The organism is Sagittula sp. NFXS13 (assembly GCF_040148795.1).
GTDB lineage: Bacteria > Pseudomonadota > Alphaproteobacteria > Rhodobacterales > Rhodobacteraceae > Sagittula > Sagittula marina.
Map to the genome: position 1 here is coordinate 17,358 of NZ_JAGEMH010000015.1, position 14,506 is coordinate 31,863.

The following is a 14,506-nucleotide window of genomic DNA, read 5'->3' on the forward strand; positions in this document are numbered from 1 at the left end:
CTGCGGTCGCGCCCCCCGGTTATTGAGGAGCTGCCTCGTGGAAGACATGCTGCGGGAATACCTGCCGATCCTGGTTTTCTTGGCCATCGCCATACTCATTGGTCTGGTTTTCATCTTCGCCGCGATTCTTGTCGCTGTGCGAAACCCCGATCCTGAGAAGGTGTCGGCGTACGAATGTGGTTTTAATGCCTTCGATGACGCCCGGATGAAATTCGACGTGCGATTCTATCTGGTCGCGATCCTGTTCATCATTTTCGATCTCGAGATCGCTATGCTGTTCCCATGGGCCGTTGCGTTCCAGGGTCTGAGCGACGTGGCCTTCTGGGGCATGATGGTGTTTTTGGGAATCCTGACCGCAGGATTTGCCTATGAATGGAAGAAAGGGGCGCTGGAATGGGAGTGATGACAGGGGTGAACACCGCTGGCGGTGATCGTGACCACGCTACTCAGTCGCTGAACGCGGAGTTGCAGGATAAGGGTTTTCTGCTCACGTCGACCGAGGACATCATCAACTGGGCGCGCACCGGCTCGTTGCACTGGATGACGTTTGGTCTTGCGTGCTGCGCTGTTGAGATGATGCACAGCTCCATGCCGCGCTACGACCTTGAGCGTTTCGGGATCGCACCCCGCGCGTCGCCGCGCCAGTCCGACCTGATGATTGTGGCGGGAACGTTGACCAACAAGATGGCCCCTGCGCTGCGAAAAGTCTACGACCAGATGCCAGAACCACGCTATGTGATTTCCATGGGCAGCTGCGCCAACGGTGGTGGTTATTACCACTATTCCTATTCTGTTGTGCGTGGCTGCGACCGGGTTGTTCCGGTCGATGTCTATGTGCCCGGGTGCCCGCCCACGGCGGAGGCCCTGGTCTATGGCATTCTGGCCTTGCAGAAGAAGATACGCCGCACCGGCACCCTGGTGCGCTGAGGTAAATTGATGGCTGACCTTAATCCTGGTGATATGGTTGAACTGACTTCCGGCGCTGTTTCGGCCCGTTTCGGGATAGTCCGGCCCGTTGCGGCGCGTCTTGCTGCGCAATCTGTCCGGTTTCAATCCGCCGCACCCGAGGCGGGTCGGGCCATCGTTGCCGTTGATGCTTTGAGAAAGGTGGACGCATGACCGATGCGCTGAAAGAACTGGGTGGTCATATCGAGGTCAAGCGGCCCGACTGCGTGCTGGCCTGGGATGTGACCCACGGCGAGTTGAACATCGACGTGGCCCCCGCAAACATCCGCGGGTTTGTCGATTTCCTCAAGACCGACTCAACGTGCAAATTCTCGTCGCTGGTGGATATCACTGCTGTGGACTACCCTCAGCGGCCCAAGCGGTTCGACGTCGTGTATCACTTCCTGTCGATGTATCAGAACCACCGCATTCGGTTGCGTGTGTCGATCCGCGACGACGAAATGGTGCCGTCCATCGTGCCGGTGCACCCGTCCGCCAACTGGTTCGAACGGGAAGTGTTCGACATGTTCGGCATATTGTTTTCCGGCCATCCGGACCTGCGCCGCATCCTGACGGACTATGGTTTCCGTGGCTACCCGCTGCGTAAGGATTTCCCGACTACGGGCTATACCGAAGTGCGCTATGACGAAGAGCAAAAGCGCGTGGTCTATGAGCCGGTGTCGCTGGTCCAGGAATACCGTCAGTTCGATTTCATGTCGCCATGGGAAGGTGCACAATATGTGCTTCCCGGAGATGAGAAGACCGAAGAGGCGAAGTGAATGACGGGGGCGGTGTCTGTCTGTGACAAGGCGCCCAAGTCGTGTCAGACGGGACCGTTCGGACCGGAGGCGCGGCTTTTCCCCGTTGTGGGACATAATGAGGCACTGTTGGCTGGGATGCTTATGGTGAACGAAAGGATACGAGGCGACGTGAGCTTCGAAACGGATATCGAGACGCTTGAGCGTGAGGGCTGGGAGCCCGAAAAGGCCATCGCCATGCTGGAAAGCGGCGAGGAGTGGATCGCTTGGGCCAATGAACTGCTGCCTGAAATGATCGACTTGTCCGACGCGTTGGTCTGCACGGGCTTTTTTGCTGAAGACGGGTCCGCCCGTGGTTTGATCTGGGACCTTCTTGAGATGATTGTCTCTCGTGGTGACGATGAATTTACCGCCAGGGCCTTCGCCTTTGTGCTCAACTGTGCCGAGAGCGGACAGGCGGAGCTGGAGATGCCGGCGCTTATCGGCTTTGTCTGCAAGGTGGCTCAGCCGGAAAACGGCGCGATGTGTCTAGATGAATTGGCGGCCCGGCTGCCCAACGAAATGATCGAGGATCGCGCGGGTCTGTTCGCGCATCATTATGGTCCGGACGGCTTGGCGCTGATGCGCGCGGCGAAATCCGGCAGAAGGAGGCACTGATGATGGACGGCTCCAAAGGTTTCGAGGACGCCCTGACAGGCGAACAGCAGATCCGCAACTTCAACATCAACTTTGGTCCACAGCACCCGGCGGCTCACGGCGTGTTGCGCCTTGTGCTTGAGCTCGATGGTGAGATCGTGGAACGCTGCGATCCGCACATTGGCCTGCTGCATCGTGGCACAGAAAAGCTGATGGAATCGCGGACTTACCTGCAAAACCTGCCGTACTTTGACCGCCTCGACTATGTGGCGCCAATGAATCAGGAACATGCCTGGTGCCTGGCGATCGAGCGTCTCACCGGGGTGGAAGTGCCGCGCCGCGCGTCCTTGATCCGTGTGTTGTATTCGGAAATCGGTCGCGTGCTGAACCATCTGTTGAACGTGACGACACAGGCCATGGACGTGGGCGCACTGACGCCGCCGCTTTGGGGCTTTGAACAGCGCGAAAAGCTGATGATCTTTTATGAGCGGGCCTGCGGTGCACGCCTGCACTCAGCTTATTTCCGCCCCGGCGGTGTGCATCAGGATTTGCCGCCGGCGCTGCTCGACGACATTGAGACCTGGGCACATGAATTCCCCCAGTTCCTTGAGGACGTGGATGGATTGCTGACCGAGAACCGTATCTTCAAACAGCGGAACGCGGATATCGGGGTCGTGACAGAGCAGGAGATCCTGGACTGGGGCTTCTCCGGCGTGATGGTGCGCGGTTCCGGGCTTGCCTGGGATTTGCGTCGCGCGCAGCCGTATGAATGCTACGACGAATTTGATTTTCAGATCCCGGTCGGGAAAAACGGCGACTGCTACGACCGTTATCTGTGCCGCATGGAAGAAATGCGCCAATCGGTTTCTATCATGCTGCAAGCCATCGAAAAATTGCGCGCGCCCGAAGGGCAGGGCGATGTCATGGCGCGCGGCAAGATAACGCCGCCGAAGCGCTCGGATATGAAAACCTCTATGGAGGCGCTGATCCACCACTTCAAGCTTTACACCGAAGGGTTTCACGTACCTGAAGGTGAAGTTTACGCGTGTGTCGAGGCGCCCAAGGGTGAATTCGGCGTGTATCTGGTGGCGGACGGTACAAATAAACCCTACCGGGCCAAGCTGCGGGCGCCTGGCTACCTGCACCTTCAGGCGATGGACCATGTGGCCTCTGGCCACCAGTTGGCGGATGTGGCGGCCATTATCGGAACGATGGACATCGTGTTCGGCGAGGTTGACCGCTGAGGCGGTTTGGCCGGACAGGGAGTCCGAAGTGAGGAATAAGACAATGATGAAACTGGTTTTGGCCTTGCCCGCGCTGGCGTTGACCGCTGGCTGCGTGGAGCTTGGGATGGCCCCGGAAGGGGCTACGCCTGAAGTTCTGGCCGCATGGGACGCGTCTGTCGCCTCCATCGGTTGTGATTTGGTGAATGAGGCCGATTACCTGCCTGTGGAACTGCAGACAGGTCTGCCGCGCGAGAAGGTTATCGAAATCGCGCAGTATAAAGTCGCGCGGGACCAGGCCGTGTCGCTGGAAAATGGCGGTGTGCGCTCGGTCGTCGGGGCCTGTGTGCCGGTGACGGAACCAGCCATCGAAGTTGCCCAAGCGGGCTGAAGATTGTCGCGCTTGGGCCTTCCCATGCGCCAGTTATAGGGACGAACCACATGCTGCGCAGGCTGCACCCGGACCAACCCGAGAGCTTTGCATTTACCGAGGCGAACCTTGCCTGGGCGAAAGAACAGATCACCAAATATCCCGAGGGCCGTCAGGCTTCGGCAATCATCCCCTTGTTGTGGCGCGCACAGGAGCAGGAGGGCTGGTTGAGCCGCCCTGCGATGGAAGCCATCGGCGACATGCTCGGAATGGCTTATATTCGTGTTTTGGAAGTCGCCACCTTTTACTTCATGTTTCAGCTGCAACCTGTTGGTTCTGTTGCACATATTCAGATTTGCGGGACAACTTCCTGCATGATTTGCGGTGCAGAGGATCTGGTCGGTGTCTGTCGCGAAAAGATTTCCGAAAAGCCGCATGTCTTGTCGGCGGACGGCAAGTTTTCGTGGGAAGAGGTCGAGTGTTTGGGCGCATGCACCAATGCGCCAATGGCACAGATCGGGAAAGACTATTACGAAGACCTGACGGTCGAAAAGCTCGGCAATTTGTTGGATGCTTTGGCCAACGGCGAAGTTCCGAAAGCGGGTCCGCAAAATGGCCGAATGGGTTCAGAGCCGAAAGGCGGCGCGACCACTTTGACCGAGTACGTGAACGCTTCGATCACCATGAACGCGTCTGTGCAGTTGGCGCATGACATTGGTGACACGATCAAACGGATTGATGGGACCGAGGTGCCTTTGAAAGCGCCTTGGAACGACCAGTCGGGCACCCGCAGCGTGTGAGACGCGCGGGGCGCGCCTGCGCAAACAGCTTTTGATCAGACAGGTTTACAACGCCCGGTGCTCACGCGCCGGGCGTTGTGCTTTTGTCCAAAGAGCGGATTCCGGAATTGCCTCAGCGGCTGAGACGGGCAAGAGTGTTAAGAAAGTGAAAATTTAATCCTGCCAGTGCAGGGAACAGATGGGAGATGTGCCGATATGCGGACGGATGGCAATTGCAAGATGAAGAGCTGGGGGATGGCCGGAGCGCTGGGGGTACTTAGTTTCCTGTTGCTCTTGGGGAAGGGATTTGGCGCTGCTCTGATCCTCGGGGGGCTGGCCTTTGTTTTGCTGGGTTTGCTGTTTGACTGGCTGTTCTGCGCGCCTATTCCCAAGGTTTCGAAACCTGTGTCTACCGCTGCTAAACCCGGTGGCGATGTGACTGCGCATGAAGCGACGGTCAGTGCCCAATCGGCAGCGGCAGGCGTCACCGGTACAGCGGGGGCTTTGGTCGCCGCGGCGACTGCACCTGCGTCGACAGACACGGACGGTGTTTCTGGAGCAGACACGGCGCATGAAGATTCCTCTGAAGGTGCCTCTAAGCCTGAAGCGGAGGACGCCGCCGGCGTTGCAGATCAGTCCGGTTCCGGTGAGAAGCCATCCACTGAATTGTCCGGCGACGCGGAATTGGCGGACAGCCAAGAAGTTGGGAAGTCGTCCGAAGCGGATCCATCGTCTGAGCCAGCGTCCAAGCTTAAACCTTCCAAGCCTTTGTCCGGGGAGGCCGAGCTGGCAGAACGCAAAGGCACCTGGACTTATAAAAAGGATGGTTCGCCAGAGGGATCGAACGACCGTGACCCGGGCAAAAAGGAGTTTGACGCTAACGATGCCAAGACGGGCACGGACGAAAGCAAGCAGCCCGCGCTTCTCGACGCTCCGCGCAACGGTCAGCCTGATAATCTCAAGGAAATCAAAGGTATCGGTCCCAAGCTGGAGGAGACGTGTCATTCTCTGGGGGTCTATCATTTTGATCAGATCGCCGCGTGGTCGGACCAGGAGGTCGCATGGGTTGATGCCAACCTTCAGGGTTTCAAGGGCCGGGTGAGTCGTGATGAGTGGCGCGCGCAGGCAAAGATACTTGCGTCCGGTGAAGAAACCGCTTTTTCCGAACGCGTCGAAAAAGGCGGTGTTTACTGAAAATTCTTGTCGCATGGCGTCCGTCCGGGCGTCCTGCGACACCAGCGCGGCTTGCAGATCTTTTCTGGTTGTGTCACGCCTTAAGGCGGCACTGTTGGGGAGGAACGGCGCTTCAAGGCACGCGATGCGGCAAGAAATCCGCATCCTGCGTAATGAGCGAGGACTGAGCCATGATGATAAGCCCGATGATATCTTTCAAACCCGATTACTCTCCCGTCATCAAAATGATGGAGATGCAGACGAAGTTGGTGATTGAAACCAGCCAAGCCATGATGGAATTGGCGATGTTGCCGTGGCAGGGGCTGCCGATGGCCCAAATGCCGAAGATGACGGAAATGCCATTCGCGACCACAGGGTTCGGCTCGATCTGCAACCCGACTGGCAAGGCGAAGAGGCCGGAAGTGGTCGCGCCTGTTGCCGACAAAACCACGGAAGCGGTTGCGGATAGCAGCACAGAGATCACCGAAGTTGCTGCCGTCGCGATAGACGAGGGTGTGGAAACCGCCGCCGCTGCGGCGGAAGACGTCACTGAAACGACGAGTGCAACAGTGGCTGAGACGACCGAAGTTGCAGCCGACTCTGCGGCTGACGTTGCTGATAATACGGTCGCCACAGTAGACGAAAGCACTGAGGCGATGTTGGGCGTCGCGCCTGACTTGTTCGACGCACCCAAGGGTGACATGGATGATCTGACCGTAATCACGGGCGTTGGACCAAAGCTGGCCGAAACGCTCAACGCGGCAGGGATTTACCACCTTTCGCAGATCGCGGCGTGGTCCGAGGACAATGTGACTTGGATTGACGCAAATATTGCGGGCGTGCGTGGCCGCGCGTCCAAGAATGGCTGGGTGGCTCAAGCCTCCGAGCTGCTGAAATAATTGTATATCAAAGACTGAAGAGCAGACATGGCTGATAGGGAAGAACTGAACCGGCGTGGGCGCAAGGTTGCGTTGACAATTGCCGGTGTAGGGTTGTTCTGGATCGCGGTGACTGCTTTGGGGCAGGCTCTGGATTGGACCCAGAGCCTGCGCGCTTTGTTAGATCTTGTCGCATTGGCGGGGTTTATCTGGGCGATCTGGATGATATACGGACTGTGGCGCGCGCGCCAGGAACATGAAGGATAAGCGATGCTTCAGGACCAGGACCGGATCTTTACCAATATCTACGGAATGCATGACCGCACCCTAGAGGGCGCCAAGACGCGTGGCCACTGGGATGGTACCAAGGACATCCTTGGCAAAGGACGTGATTGGATCATCGATGAGATGAAGGCCAGCGGACTGCGTGGACGCGGCGGCGCGGGTTTCCCGACCGGTCTGAAATGGTCCTTCATGCCAAAGGAATCGGACGGGCGTCCGGCCTTTCTGGTCATCAACGCTGACGAATCTGAGCCCGGCACATGTAAAGACCGTGAAATCATGCGCCATGATCCGCACACGTTGATCGAAGGCGCGTTGATTGCATCATTCGCGATGCAGGCGCATGCATGCTACATCTACATCCGCGGGGAATACATCCGTGAGAAAGAAGCGCTGCAAGCTGCCATAGATGAGGCCTACGATGCTGGGCTGTTGGGCAAGAATGCCTGTGGCTCTGGCTGGGATTTCGAGCTGTTCCTTCATCACGGTGCCGGCGCTTACATCTGTGGCGAAGAGACGGCCTTGCTTGAGTCGCTGGAAGGCAAGAAGGGGATGCCGCGGATGAAGCCGCCATTCCCGGCGGGCGCAGGTTTGTACGGCTGCCCGACAACTGTGAACAACGTCGAATCCATCGCCGTTGTCCCGACCATTTTGCGCCGTGGTGCGTCCTGGTTTGCGGGCTTCGGTCGTGAAAACAACGCCGGGACAAAGCTGTTCGCCATCTCCGGGCATGTGAACAACCCTTGTGTTGTCGAAGAGGCGATGTCGATCTCCTTCGAAGAGTTGATCGAAAAGCACTGTGGCGGCATCCGTGGGGGGTGGGATAATCTCAAGGCGGTTATCCCCGGCGGCTCTTCTGTTCCTTGTGTGCGCGGAGAGAAGATGCGCGACGCGGTGATGGATTTTGATTATCTGCGCGGCGAATTGGGGTCGGGTCTTGGCACGGCTGCGGTTATCGTGATGGATAAAAACACGGACATTATCAAAGCGATCTGGCGTCTGGCGAAGTTCTACAAGCATGAAAGCTGCGGTCAGTGCACGCCATGTCGTGAGGGCACCGGTTGGATGATGCGTGTCATGGACCGTCTGGTCCGTGGTGAGGCAGACGAAGAAGAAATTGATATGCTCTGGGATGTCACCAAGCAGGTCGAGGGGCACACCATTTGCGCCCTCGGCGACGCGGCGGCCTGGCCGATTCAGGGCCTTATCCGGAACTTCCGTGATGAGATCGAAGATCGTATAAAGGCGCAAAAAGCCGGTCGCGTGAGCGCGGTGGCTGCAGAGTAAACTTGCGGTTCCGAGAATTGAAAAAGCCCTTCACGTTTCGTGGAGGGCTTTTTACGTTTGCGGCCAATCAATCGGTCTGGGTGGTCTTTTTGAGGGTGTCCCGATCTTTCTTGGGCATTCCCTCCGTAATATCATCCGATGTTTCGGCGTGTTTTGCATCGCCGACATTTTCGTGATCGGTGAATTTTTCGGTCTGGTCCTGTGCGTCGGCGTCTTTCTCTGACATCGGGCGTGTTTCGAGATCTTTGGTCATGATATCCTCCTCATGTTGCAATCAACGCACGAAAGCAGGCGGCGTTCCGCTTTCGCGACCTTTGTCGCATGCAGCATTGAGCATGTCCTTTGCTTGACCTCTGGATTTGGGAGGGCGAGAGTGTCTGCGCTTTGGCGAGACGGCGCAGCAGCCCGCCCGCCGGCAAAATAAATGGCAAAGGGCAAGAGCATGAAGAACGTTGCGCAACTAAGAGGTTATAAGGCGAAACCGGTAACACGTGGCGAGACGGCTCAAGCCAAGGCACTGCCGTTTCCGGACCTATCCCTCGTCTTCAAGATCGGCATGGTTTTACTGTTGGCAACACTTCTTGTTGGATGCGGCGGCCAAAGCAGTGGCGGTAAGGGTCCACGGTTTGACGGGCAAACCTTTCGCGGCAGCGCAAAACCGGTTCAGGGCCATCGTGCGGAGTTCGTGGCAACGGCGCGGCAACCGTCCAAGTCAATCACCGGTGCGACGCAAGCTGCGGCGTATCAGGGGAAACAATACTGTATCAACACCTTCGGCACATCCGACATCGACTGGATCGTCGGTCCGGATACTCCGACCTCTCAGCTGCCGGTTTCCGAGAGCAGTCTGACATTGACCGGTCGGTGTCGCGATCGGTAAGCGTTGCTTTGCCGATCTGCGCCACGCTTGAGGAGAGATTTCGCCCAACCCGTCGCGGGGCAGGCGTTGATATTGCATAACAATCTGCGTTGGCCCTTCTTCATGTCGAATACCACTCAAGAAGGAGGCCCCAATGCGGCTGATTCCCGTTCTGACGCTGTGCCTTGCGCTGGCCGCCCCGGCATTCGCGAAACCGCATCTACGTGAGGTGCCGGAAATTGATGACACCTTGATGCAAATCGCAATCGCCGATGAAATTCGCAAAACCTGTGATGGCATCAATGCGCGTATGATCCGGGCTTTTGCTCAGGTCACGCAACTCGAATCGCGGGCGAAATCCTTGGGCTACTCGTCCGATGAGATCGATGACTACGTTTCCTCCAAATCAGAGAAGCGTCGCATGCGTGAAAAAGCGAGTGGCTGGTTGGCGGCGCAGGGTGTTAAAGCCGATGATGACAAAGCGCTTTGTGCCTTTGGCAAAGCCCAAATCAAGAATGACACGTACATCGGGTCTTTGCTTCGCTGAGGCATGAGCCCGGGGGACGCCCCGGGCTCAAATTTAGCGGTTTGTACATAAAGCCGAGTTAATTGATCGGGTTTATTTGTGATCACGCACGTCGTCGTGCTGGAAGAAGTTCTTTATCCGCGTCGATTTTTCCCGGATTTCTGTGGGAATTTCCGCGTCTCGCATCTGGCGTTGTGGTCATTGGCGCGATAGAACCGGGCCAAGTCGCGCCCGACCTTGGTCTTGGTCAACGTCAGGCGCCGCCATCTGCAATCTGGAGAGGCACCGGCATGTCCGACTTGCGCAAGCTCATCATCGACGGTCAGGAAATTGAGGTAGATGGGTCCATGACCCTGATCCAAGCCTGTGAGGAGGTCGGTATCGAAGTTCCACGCTTCTGTTACCACGAACGCCTCTCCATCGCCGGCAACTGTCGCATGTGTCTGGTCGAAGTGGTCGGTGGACCACCCAAACCTGCGGCGTCCTGCGCCATGCAGGTCAAGGATATGCGCCCAGGCCGCAACGGTGAGCCACCTGAGATCAAGACCAATTCGCCTATGGTGAAGAAGGCCCGCGAGGGGGTTATGGAGTTTCTGCTCATCAACCACCCGCTCGATTGCCCGATCTGTGACCAAGGCGGCGAATGCGATCTGCAGGACCAGGCAATGGCCTACGGGGTTGATTTCTCGCGGTTTACCGAGGCGAAACGCGCTGTGACCGATCTGGATCTTGGTCCGCTGGTCGAGACTCACATGACGCGCTGCATTTCGTGTACGCGCTGCGTGCGGTTCACGTCTGAAGTCGCGGGTTTGAACCAGATGGGCCAGACGGGCCGGGGCGAAGACGCTGAGATTACATCTTATCTGAACCAGACGCTCGAATCGAACCTGCAGGGTAACATCATCGATTTGTGCCCGGTTGGGGCCTTGGTTTCAAAACCATACGCTTTCATGGCGCGGCCGTGGGAACTCACGAAGACGGAGACCATCGACGTCATGGACGCCCTTGGCTCCAACATCCGCGTTGACACGAAGGGCCGCGAAGTGATGCGCATCTTGCCGCGCAACAACGACGGCGTGAACGAGGAGTGGATTTCGGACAAGACCCGTTTCGTTTGGGATGGCCTGCGTCGTCAGCGCCTCGACCGTCCTTATGTACGCGTCGATGGCAAGCTGAGGCCCGCGACGTGGCCGGAAGCCTTGTCGGTTGTCGCAGAAAAGCTGAAGGGCGCGTCCAAGCTCGCCGGGATTGTCGGTGATCTCGCATCGGTTGAGGCCGCGTATTCCCTGAAGACCCTGATCGAAGCCGCCGGTGGCGCTGTCGAATGCCGCACCGACGGTGCCAAGCTGCCCGCAGGCAACCGTTCTGGCTATGTCGGGACTGCTTCGGTCGAGGATATCGATTCGGCGGAAATGATCCTGCTGATCGGCACCAACCCGCGTGACGAATCTCCTGTTCTGAACGCTCGCATCCGTGCGGCCTGGGCGCGCGGCGCCAAGGTCGCCCGCATCGGTGCGCCGGTCGATCTGACCTATGACTGCATCGAACTTGGGACTGGCCGCGACGCGCTGGCCAAGCTCAACGAAATGGACCACAGTGACAAGGATGGCGTGAACGGCATCATGATCGTGGGGCAGGGCGCGCTGACCGAGGCCGACGGCGCCGCCGTTCTGGGCACCGCCATGAACCTTTCCACCGCCGGTTCGTCGAAGTTGATGGTGCTGCACACCGCCGCGAGCCGTGTTGGCGCGCTCGATGTGGGCGCGGTCAACGCGCACGGCATGGACGCCGTGAACGAGGCCGATGTGATCTACAACCTCGGCGCGGACGAGCTGGAAATCGGTGCGGGCGCTTTTGTTATCTATCAAGGCTCTCACGGTGACCGCGGGGCGCACCGCGCCGACGTGATCCTGCCGGGTGCGGCTTACACCGAGGAACAGGGGCTTTTCGTGAACACCGAAGGCCGTCCACAACTGGCACTTCGCGCCGGGTTTGCACCAGGCGAGGCCAAGGAGAATTGGGCCATCTTCCGGGCATTGTCCGCGGAGATGGGCGCGAAGCTGCCTTGGGATTCGCTGGCACAGCTGCGTCAGGCGCTGATCGCCGATGTTCCGCATCTTGCGAAGATCGACGAGGTGCCTGAGAACGAATGGCAGCCGGTGGACGAAGGGTCGCTGGGCGATGCAGATTTCCGTTATGCTGTGTCCGATTACTGGCTGACCAATCCAATCGCCCGTGCCTCTGAGGTGATGGCGGAGCTGTCCAAAAACGCAAAGCTGCGCAATCAGGCGCCAATGGCGGCGGAATAAGTGCGGGTGAGCGGGATGATTGCCATGTTGGCTTTGAGTGCAACGGCGAGCTGCGACACAGCGCAGACTCGCCCGAGCGCGGCGAAGCCGGTTTACGAGGGCGTGGACACGCGTCTTCTTGATGGTGATTTGGTGAATTTTCACGTTCAAATGAGTGGTGCCCGCGGACCGGATGACGTTGAATCTTATGGCGAGTGCGCAGCAGCGCAGTATGCTTTGATCCGCGGCTACGGCTTTGCCCGGCATGTACGTACGAATGTTTACGACGAGGGTGGCCTCTGGCGCGGAGATGCGGTTTACACCATCTCGGCGGCGCTGCCCCGTGGGTTGAAAACGATCGACGCAGAGGTCACCGCTTTGGCCTGCGCCGAGAACGGAATACCGATGGTATGAGGACCTGATGGCTGAATTCTTCTCCGACAATCCCTGGGGTATCGCGATCTGGATCGTGTTCACGATTCTCGCGCTGCTGGTGCCGCTTCTCGTGTCGCTTGCCTTCCTTATGTGGGGTGACCGCAAAATCTGGGCTGCTGTGCAGATGCGTCGCGGTCCCAACGTGGTGGGTATCTTTGGCCTGCTGCAATCATTCGCAGACTTCCTGAAATACATCGTCAAGGAAGTGGTTGTGCCAGCCGGCGCTGACCGTTTCGTTTTCTTTCTTGCTCCGATGGTATCGCTGGTCATGGCGTTCGTCGCCTGGGCCGTGATTCCGTTTGGTGACGGCTGGGTGATCTCGGATATCAACGTCGCCATCCTTTATGTCTTCGCCATCTCCTCGCTGGAGGTTTACGGCGTGATCATGGGGGGCTGGGCGTCCAACTCCAAATACCCCTTCCTCGGTTCCCTGCGCTCTGCCGCTCAGATGATTTCTTATGAAGTCAGCCTTGGTCTGATCATCATCGGCATCGTGATTTCGTCCGGGTCCATGAACTTTGGAGATATCGTGAGGTCGCAGGACGGCGTTGGCATTCTGTCGTGGTACTGGATCCCGCACTTCCCGATGATGTTCCTGTTCTTTATTTCTGCTTTGGCTGAGACAAACCGCCCGCCCTTTGACCTTCCCGAAGCGGAGTCGGAATTGGTCGCAGGCTACCAGGTGGAATACTCTTCGACGCCGTTCCTTCTGTTCATGATCGGGGAATTGACCGCAGTCGTGCTGATGTGTGCACTTGTGTCGCTGCTGTTCTTTGGCGGCTGGCTGTCTCCGGTTGAGTTCCTGCCCGATGGCATCTTCTGGATGTGTCTCAAGATGGTCTTTGTCTTCTTCATCTTTGCGATGGTGAAGGCGATCACTCCACGCTATCGCTACGACCAACTGATGCGGATCGGTTGGAAGGTCTTCCTTCCGATGTCCCTGGCGTGGGTTGTCTTTGTCTCCTTCGCCGCGCGGTTCGACTGGTTCTGGGGCTTCTATGCCCGCTGGGCTGTGGGGAGCTGATATGACCCGGGTGCGGAAACAATTCGTTTCTGATTTTGCAGAGGGACTTCGTGCGAGCACATCCCTGCGCGGTGTTAAGGTCGCCTCACGGGCACGCAAAACGTGTGCCTTTCCCGTGGGAGAGACATTATGACCGACCTGAAGAAAGCCATCCTTGATGCCAAGTACATCGATATGATCGGCCTAGGCGACTTCGTTGTCCGTGACTGCGGGCTGCCAGACGTGGACGCCGACGGTAACCTCTTGCCTCAGGCAAACGAAATCGCGGCTGCGATCTATCGCTGGGCCGCGGACATGCAAGCCATGAGCGAAGACGTGAAGTCCCAGCCTCAGGCGGCGGTCGTCGGAGCGTCTATCGCTGAAGAAGTGAATGGCGATACGGTTTCGGAAGGCGTTTCCGAATATGATGAACACGGTGATCCAGTGATGGACACCGAAGAGGCGGAGCAGCTCGAAGCAGCGCGCGAAGCCGTGAAAGAGGAGAGCGCATAGATGGCGACCATCGACTATGGGCGCGCAGCCAAGTATTTCCTGCTCGCCGACTTCATGAAGGGATTTCAGCTGGGTCTGAAATACTTCTTTGCTCCCAAGGCGACGTTGAACTATCCGCACGAAAAAGGGCCTCTCTCGCCCCGGTTCCGTGGCGAACACGCATTGCGCCGCTACCCGAATGGCGAAGAGCGGTGCATTGCCTGCAAACTGTGCGAGGCGATCTGCCCCGCGCAGGCAATCACCATCGATGCCGAACCGCGCGAGGACGGCTCCCGCCGGACGACACGCTACGATATCGACATGACGAAATGTATCTACTGCGGGTTTTGCCAGGAGGCCTGCCCGGTGGATGCAATTGTCGAAGGTCCGAACTTCGAATTTTCGACCGAAACCCGCGAAGAGCTGTTTTACGACAAGCAAAAGCTGCTCGAGAACGGTGATCGTTGGGAAGCAGAGATTGCGCGCAACCTCGAACTGGATGCGCCGTACAGATGATGGATTGCGCGCATTTTCCCTTGCTTGAGATCGGGCGCGCTTTGCGTTCGGCCGAT

General features: G+C 58.0%; 18 protein-coding genes and 1 pseudogene. 18 read left to right on the forward strand and 1 reads right to left on the reverse strand.

Annotated features, from left to right (window positions below; all coding sequences use genetic code 11):
* Positions 1-37 precede the first annotated feature (37 nt).
* The 11 genes and pseudogenes from J4E08_RS20095 (at position 38) to nuoF (ending at position 8,331) form a co-directional block, all read left to right on the forward strand.
* On the forward strand, positions 38-403 hold the full coding sequence (locus J4E08_RS20095; RefSeq protein ID WP_183969870.1) for an NADH-quinone oxidoreductase subunit A: 366 nt from the start codon (positions 38-40) through the stop codon (positions 401-403).
* Entirely contained in the window at positions 403-927 is a 525-nt protein-coding gene (locus tag J4E08_RS20100; RefSeq protein WP_183969919.1) for a NuoB/complex I 20 kDa subunit family protein, read from the forward strand. Before J4E08_RS20095 ends, J4E08_RS20100 begins: the two co-directional genes overlap by 1 nt.
* Before the next feature lie 188 nt (positions 928-1,115).
* Positions 1,116-1,724, forward strand: a complete 609-nt coding sequence (locus J4E08_RS20105; protein ID WP_183969868.1) for an NADH-quinone oxidoreductase subunit C — start codon at positions 1,116-1,118, stop codon at positions 1,722-1,724.
* Positions 1,725-1,874: 150 nt separating this feature from the next.
* Positions 1,875-2,360, forward strand: a complete 486-nt coding sequence (locus J4E08_RS20110) for a hypothetical protein (RefSeq protein ID WP_221235691.1) — start codon at positions 1,875-1,877, stop codon at positions 2,358-2,360.
* On the forward strand, positions 2,360-3,583 hold the full coding sequence (locus tag J4E08_RS20115) for an NADH-quinone oxidoreductase subunit D (protein WP_183969864.1): 1,224 nt from the start codon (positions 2,360-2,362) through the stop codon (positions 3,581-3,583). Before J4E08_RS20110 ends, J4E08_RS20115 begins: the two co-directional genes overlap by 1 nt.
* A 43-nt stretch (positions 3,584-3,626) precedes the next feature.
* Complete coding sequence (locus tag J4E08_RS20120) at positions 3,627-3,953, forward strand: hypothetical protein (protein WP_349540006.1); 327 nt, start codon at positions 3,627-3,629, stop codon at positions 3,951-3,953.
* 50 nt (positions 3,954-4,003) lie between these two features.
* A pseudogene (nuoE, locus tag J4E08_RS20125) lies at positions 4,004-4,717 on the forward strand (NADH-quinone oxidoreductase subunit NuoE); the annotation flags it as partial.
* A gap of 234 nt (positions 4,718-4,951) precedes the next feature.
* On the forward strand, positions 4,952-5,905 hold the full coding sequence (locus J4E08_RS20130) for a helix-hairpin-helix domain-containing protein (RefSeq protein WP_502949304.1): 954 nt from the start codon (positions 4,952-4,954) through the stop codon (positions 5,903-5,905).
* A 170-nt stretch (positions 5,906-6,075) separates the two neighbouring features.
* Entirely contained in the window at positions 6,076-6,783 is a 708-nt protein-coding gene (locus J4E08_RS20135; RefSeq protein ID WP_349540008.1) for a helix-hairpin-helix domain-containing protein, read from the forward strand.
* A 27-nt stretch (positions 6,784-6,810) separates the two neighbouring features.
* Entirely contained in the window at positions 6,811-7,029 is a 219-nt protein-coding gene (locus tag J4E08_RS20140; RefSeq protein ID WP_183969856.1) for a DUF5337 domain-containing protein, read from the forward strand.
* 3 nt (positions 7,030-7,032) lie between these two features.
* Positions 7,033-8,331: an NADH-quinone oxidoreductase subunit NuoF gene (gene nuoF / locus J4E08_RS20145; RefSeq protein WP_183969854.1), complete on the forward strand. Its 1,299-nt coding sequence runs from the start codon at positions 7,033-7,035 to the stop codon at positions 8,329-8,331.
* Positions 8,332-8,398: 67 nt separating this feature from the next.
* Here the strand turns inward: nuoF and J4E08_RS20150 are convergent, their stop codons facing one another.
* The gene (locus J4E08_RS20150; RefSeq protein ID WP_349540009.1) at positions 8,399-8,584 is read right to left on the reverse strand and encodes a hypothetical protein; all 186 of its coding nucleotides are present in this window, start codon (positions 8,582-8,584) and stop codon (positions 8,399-8,401) included.
* A gap of 189 nt (positions 8,585-8,773) precedes the next feature.
* Here J4E08_RS20150 and J4E08_RS20155 point away from each other — a divergent pair, with 189 nt between their 5' ends.
* The 7 genes from J4E08_RS20155 to nuoI all read left to right on the forward strand — a co-directional run bounded on the left by J4E08_RS20155 (position 8,774) and on the right by nuoI (position 14,450).
* Complete coding sequence (locus J4E08_RS20155; protein WP_349540010.1) at positions 8,774-9,211, forward strand: hypothetical protein; 438 nt, start codon at positions 8,774-8,776, stop codon at positions 9,209-9,211.
* A 133-nt stretch (positions 9,212-9,344) separates the two neighbouring features.
* A complete protein-coding gene (locus tag J4E08_RS20160; protein ID WP_349540011.1) occupies positions 9,345-9,737 on the forward strand; it encodes a DUF5333 domain-containing protein in 393 nt (130 codons plus the stop codon).
* A gap of 269 nt (positions 9,738-10,006) precedes the next feature.
* Positions 10,007-12,025: an NADH-quinone oxidoreductase subunit NuoG gene (nuoG, locus tag J4E08_RS20165; RefSeq protein WP_349540012.1), complete on the forward strand. Its 2,019-nt coding sequence runs from the start codon at positions 10,007-10,009 to the stop codon at positions 12,023-12,025.
* Positions 12,026-12,049: 24 nt separating this feature from the next.
* The gene (locus J4E08_RS20170; RefSeq protein WP_502949305.1) at positions 12,050-12,418 is read left to right on the forward strand and encodes a YNQ4 family lipoprotein; all 369 of its coding nucleotides are present in this window, start codon (positions 12,050-12,052) and stop codon (positions 12,416-12,418) included.
* A gap of 7 nt (positions 12,419-12,425) precedes the next feature.
* The gene (gene nuoH / locus J4E08_RS20175; RefSeq protein ID WP_183969843.1) at positions 12,426-13,463 is read left to right on the forward strand and encodes an NADH-quinone oxidoreductase subunit NuoH; all 1,038 of its coding nucleotides are present in this window, start codon (positions 12,426-12,428) and stop codon (positions 13,461-13,463) included.
* Positions 13,464-13,592: 129 nt separating this feature from the next.
* Positions 13,593-13,955: a hypothetical protein gene (locus J4E08_RS20180; protein ID WP_349540014.1), complete on the forward strand. Its 363-nt coding sequence runs from the start codon at positions 13,593-13,595 to the stop codon at positions 13,953-13,955.
* Complete coding sequence (nuoI, locus tag J4E08_RS20185) at positions 13,956-14,450, forward strand: NADH-quinone oxidoreductase subunit NuoI (protein WP_183969839.1); 495 nt, start codon at positions 13,956-13,958, stop codon at positions 14,448-14,450.
* Positions 14,451-14,506: the final 56 nt, after the last annotated feature.